The sequence below is a fragment of the Allobosea sp. 05T422_2 genome, from assembly GCF_056396265.1.
The window spans coordinates 1-4144 of the sequence record NZ_JBFTLD010000397.1 but is presented as its reverse complement, the minus strand read 5'-3'; the positions used below and the strand labels follow the sequence as shown (position 1 = coordinate 4144).

Here is a 4144-nt window from a genome sequence, read left to right as displayed (position 1 = left end):
GGAGACGCCCAGCCGGGCGGCCATCGGAGCCGCGAACTTGAAGCCCGACGCAAAATCCTCAACGCCGAGGCGGGAGACGTTCGCGCCCTTGGCAATGATGTCCTGATACCGCTTGGCAGCAGCAACCGCTTCCTCTTCCGATTTCGGTTTGATGCCGTAGGAGGCGAGTGCAGATGTTGTGAAGTCAGCGGCTTTGCTCGCCTCGACGTCGCCAGCGATGGCAAATCTCGCGGTCGGCCGGATGAATGCGGCGGCGTGCTCTTCAAAGCCGGCCTGGACGTATTCTCGACCAAGCTTGGCAAGCTGCTCGCCTGAGAACCCAATGCCTTCCGCGCCGACGTTGCGGGATTCGCGCCGCAGCTTCTCAGACTGCTCCTTGGTCAGTTCGCCACGGGCTTCTGCTGCGTTGATTTCCCGCTCGAAACCCAGCGCTTTCATGTACGCAGCGTAGCCGCCGAATCCGGCCATGAGCCCGCCGCCTGGCACACCGATCGCCATGGGAGGCTTGCCGCCGGCGGGAACGCTTGCGGGTGGCTTCGGGCCGCCCCCAGACGGCTGGCCACTGTGGGCAGCCGTCCGCTTGTTCAGCGCCGCCGTCGTCTGCTCGGTCGCGATTTTGAGCTTGCGCTCCTGCGCAGCCAGCTTCGCAATGGGAATCCCCGCCTGCTCGAGCGCACGCTTGTTCCCGATTAGGGCTGCTTTCTGCGCTTCGAACGCTGCAGAGGCTGAACGCACTTCGCGCTGAGCCTTGGCGTACTCGCGGGTGAGTGCTGCAGCCGGCGCGGACGCTTTGGCCATTTCAGCGCCAAGCTTGGCAACGTTGGCCTGTGCCTCTCTAAACGTTGTCCTGGCCGCGGCGAAAGAAGCCTGCGTGCCCCGGAATGCGTCGATCTTAGCAACCTTGTCCAATGACACTGCAACGGCGTCGATCTGCCGTGACATGCCGTCCAGGCCCTTGGCCTTACCAAGGGCAGCGGCTGCCTTGTCGACCGCCTTCATTTTTCCAGCGATGGAGTCGAACGTTTTGCCCGTCTTGTCGACCGCTTCGATAATGGCCCGCGCCCTCATATCAGCCATGGGCGCGACTTAGTTCATCGCCGCCATCAGGCAGTGTAACCTGGCCGTCGGCGGGTTTTGGATGAGAATGCATTTGATGATCCAGACATAAAAAATGCCGCCAAGAGGCGGGCATGACAAAGCCGCCCGAAGGCGGCGGTTCGTGGAACGGCGTGCGAGGTGGACGGCCAAATGAGGCTCAGGCACACTCAGCGCATCAGATCACTGCCAGGGAGGCGGCTAGATGAAACTTCTTGACGCGCTTGTGCTGCGGCTGCCGATCGTTCGGGACCTGATCCGGACAAACGAAATTTTTCGGTCAGAGATTGCGCAAATTCGCGAGGCTTACACCCGTGATATCCCGCAACTTCGCGAGGCCTACACCCGCGATATCCAGCAAATTCGCGAGGCCTACATCCGCGATATCCAGCACATTCGTGAAGAGGTTACCGCCTATACGAGCGCGACGACTGATTTCGTCCAACAGACAGACTCGAAGTTTAAAATGTTGGAGAGCCTCGTCGGTGCGGAAGGCCACCGCTCGAACGGGCTCTACGAGAGCGCCGTCATGCGTGTCGCCGCATTGGAGCAACCTCGGAACTGACACGGGCGGCTTCCCCGCTTTTTCCCGGGATGGCCACGGTGGGCTTTGCGGCTTGCACCTCGCGTGTGGTCATCGATAACCCCGGTTGTGCAAGGCGCATGGCGAAACGCTCGCCTCCCGAGGATGAGGTCGCCTAGGGTCAGCGGTCGCGCACTAAAGCGCGGGGCTGGGGAAGAGATATGCGTAAGATACTGCTGATAGGTGCGGCCTGCCTGGGACTGGCAGGCTGCAATTCGACTGGCGCGACGGCGCCAAGTGCGTCATTGCCCAACATGAACGTCTCATTCCGCTGGTGCGGTGCGTCGCCGGAATTCAAGGTCGGGAACGTGCCGGCCGCAACGAAGACCCTTCGGTTCAACATGGTTGACCGACAAGCCCCGCAATATCGTCACGGCGGCGGTGAAGTCGCCTTTTCCGGCAAGGGCAGCGTCTCTGTGCCGTGMGGGGCGCTAACCGGCGGATATAACGGGCCTTCGCCCCCGCCGCCGCAGGTCCATGACTACGAATGGACAGTAACCGCGCTCGACGCCAACGGGACTGCAATCGCGGCCGGAACCGCGACCCGGAAGTATCCCGAATAGGAAGGCTACCCGACTATCCCCTGCACCGCTAATTGGTGCGGGGGATCAGATGGTCGTCGCGCGCCGACAATCTCCCATTCATGGAATGAAGGCAGCGTCGATCTCGGCGGTTGTGGTGACGCTGCCGGCTTCAATGGCGGATTTCACCGCAGCGAAGGCAGAGAACGTAGCGTTGACGTGAGCCTGCACGGCGTCACTGACCGCGATGATTGCCGAGGCGTCGATAGGGTAGCTGCCGCCGTCGGCCCCATGCCAGACGGTGACCCAGTTTGGGTCGGCCGCCGCTGCGACACGCGCCCCGGTCACCATGAGCTTGGAGCGATCGTCCGTGGCGACGGGAACGCCCGCGACGACAATCCCGCCAACTTCAGTCTGCCAGCGCAGTTTGGCGGCGTAGGCGAGCAGGCCGGGCCTCGCATCGGTCAGGTCGAGGCCGGCAAACGCTGCCTGATAACTCTCCGGCACTGTCAGGAGCCAAAAGCCTGGCTCGTCCTCCGCCGGCTCGACAATAAAGCCGTTGGCGGGGTTCCCTGCGACACCCAGTAAGGACATGGCATTGCTGATCTGGTCTGAGGTGAGCGTAATAATCATATTTGACCTCAGTTGAGAGGAGGAGACGGGAGGCGGACGGCGGAAAAGAACGACGTGGCAGGCTCAATCGCCGATACCGCAGTAGAAAACTGGAATGATGCCGGCCGGATCACATCTCCGGGGACCGCTGGGATGATCGCGATGGCAGTCAGGCCAGTGGCCTGGATATTGACACTCTGAGCTTGAGAATAAGAAACGGTCGCGCCGTTCTTCAGAATGTAGGAGCCTTCGGTATTGTCCCAATGAGTGTCAGCGTTGGTGCTGGACAAGGCGGCCATCACTAACCACCAACCACCTTCGCCTGCTCCCACCGTAAGTATCCCGGACGAGGCGACGAAGGTGCTAGTCACCAACGTATTTTGTGCGACCGTGCCCCAAGCGCCAATTGCCGAGATGGCTCCTGATGGGATTCCTATCGCGGTCGAGCCTGTTGCGAGAACACCCGGCAAGGGCACCACGCGAACGTCTGAATCCAAGGTGGCGACTACACAGATATTGGTTCCGTCGTCGATGGTCGGATACCAGCGCCCAGAAGCAAAGTCGCCAATCGCCGGGTCCGTCCCGTCTGCCTTTTTCAAAGGACGCGCGCCGAGCCCGCTGACGTTAACGGTGACGGTCGTGCTTGTATTCGTTGCAGGAACCTTGACCCACAGCACGCGGCCGGCGGAATAGGCCGGAACAGCTAGAACTGGTGCAACGACCCAAGCATTCGCCGTGCCGGTCGCGACGGCATAGGTCAGTTTACCGGACTGCACTGCCTGCGCCACCTGTGTGAGATCCGCTTCGCTGGGCGTCAGTCCGGATTTGGTGATCAGGTCGACCAATTCACGCTGATGGTGCTCGACAGCCTTCGGCGGAATTCTGGAGCCCACAATGCCGGCGGCTGGATTGGCGCCGACATACGGGTCATTTGCATCGCCGCCGGTCGGGGGCTGGTACTTCATGGGATTCTCCTAAGACGGGAAAGGCACGCGGTGGGGCCTGCGGAAGCACTGCTCGGCGCGTGAGAACTGGGATGGAGAGCGGGTTCGGCTCTTAGGCTGGATCACCCATTTGGATGATCGATGCGCCCAAGGACGGTGTTGAATCTCTTAATCTTTTAGCGCTCAAATTCGACATCCGAGGCGCGCTTCGATTCGGCCGTCCCCGGCCAGAGCCGGGCTGGCATTCGCCCGCCAGCCTGGCTCGCCCAAGGGGGGGCTCGCTGGCCTAAGCCGTCGAACGCCCGGCATTCTGTTTGGCCGCAGCCTTCGCCCAGCCGGCTTTTGAGGCTTCGGCGGCAGCGTCAGCGTCCGCTGGCACAGTGTAAAGC

At 61.7% G+C, this 4144-nt stretch carries 5 protein-coding genes; 2 read left to right on the top strand and 3 right to left on the bottom strand.

Annotated elements, in window-relative coordinates; genetic code table 11:
• The coding region (locus AC1DJT_RS34880; RefSeq protein ID WP_476835880.1) for a phage tail tape measure protein at nucleotides 1-1077 on the bottom strand (1077 nt) is incomplete at its 3' end.
• A 223-nt stretch (nucleotides 1078-1300) separates the two neighbouring features.
• Here AC1DJT_RS34880 and AC1DJT_RS34875 point away from each other — a divergent pair.
• Both AC1DJT_RS34875 and AC1DJT_RS34870 read left to right on the top strand, forming a co-directional pair.
• A complete protein-coding gene (locus AC1DJT_RS34875; protein WP_476835879.1) occupies nucleotides 1301-1660 on the top strand; it encodes a hypothetical protein in 360 nt (119 codons plus the stop codon).
• A 179-nt stretch (nucleotides 1661-1839) separates the two neighbouring features.
• Nucleotides 1840-2241: a YbhB/YbcL family Raf kinase inhibitor-like protein gene (locus AC1DJT_RS34870; protein ID WP_476835878.1), complete on the top strand. Its 402-nt coding sequence runs from the start codon at nucleotides 1840-1842 to the stop codon at nucleotides 2239-2241.
• Between the two features lie 78 nt (nucleotides 2242-2319).
• On the opposite strand, the gene AC1DJT_RS34865 is transcribed toward AC1DJT_RS34870, so the two are convergent.
• Together AC1DJT_RS34865 and AC1DJT_RS34860 are read right to left on the bottom strand one after the other, a co-directional pair.
• Nucleotides 2320-2832 (bottom strand): DUF4376 domain-containing protein, encoded by a 513-nt coding sequence (locus tag AC1DJT_RS34865; protein WP_476769782.1) that lies wholly within the window; start codon nucleotides 2830-2832, stop codon nucleotides 2320-2322.
• A gap of 8 nt (nucleotides 2833-2840) precedes the next feature.
• The gene (locus AC1DJT_RS34860) at nucleotides 2841-3776 is read right to left on the bottom strand and encodes a hypothetical protein (protein WP_476769783.1); all 936 of its coding nucleotides are present in this window, start codon (nucleotides 3774-3776) and stop codon (nucleotides 2841-2843) included.
• Nucleotides 3777-4144 lie beyond the last annotated feature (368 nt).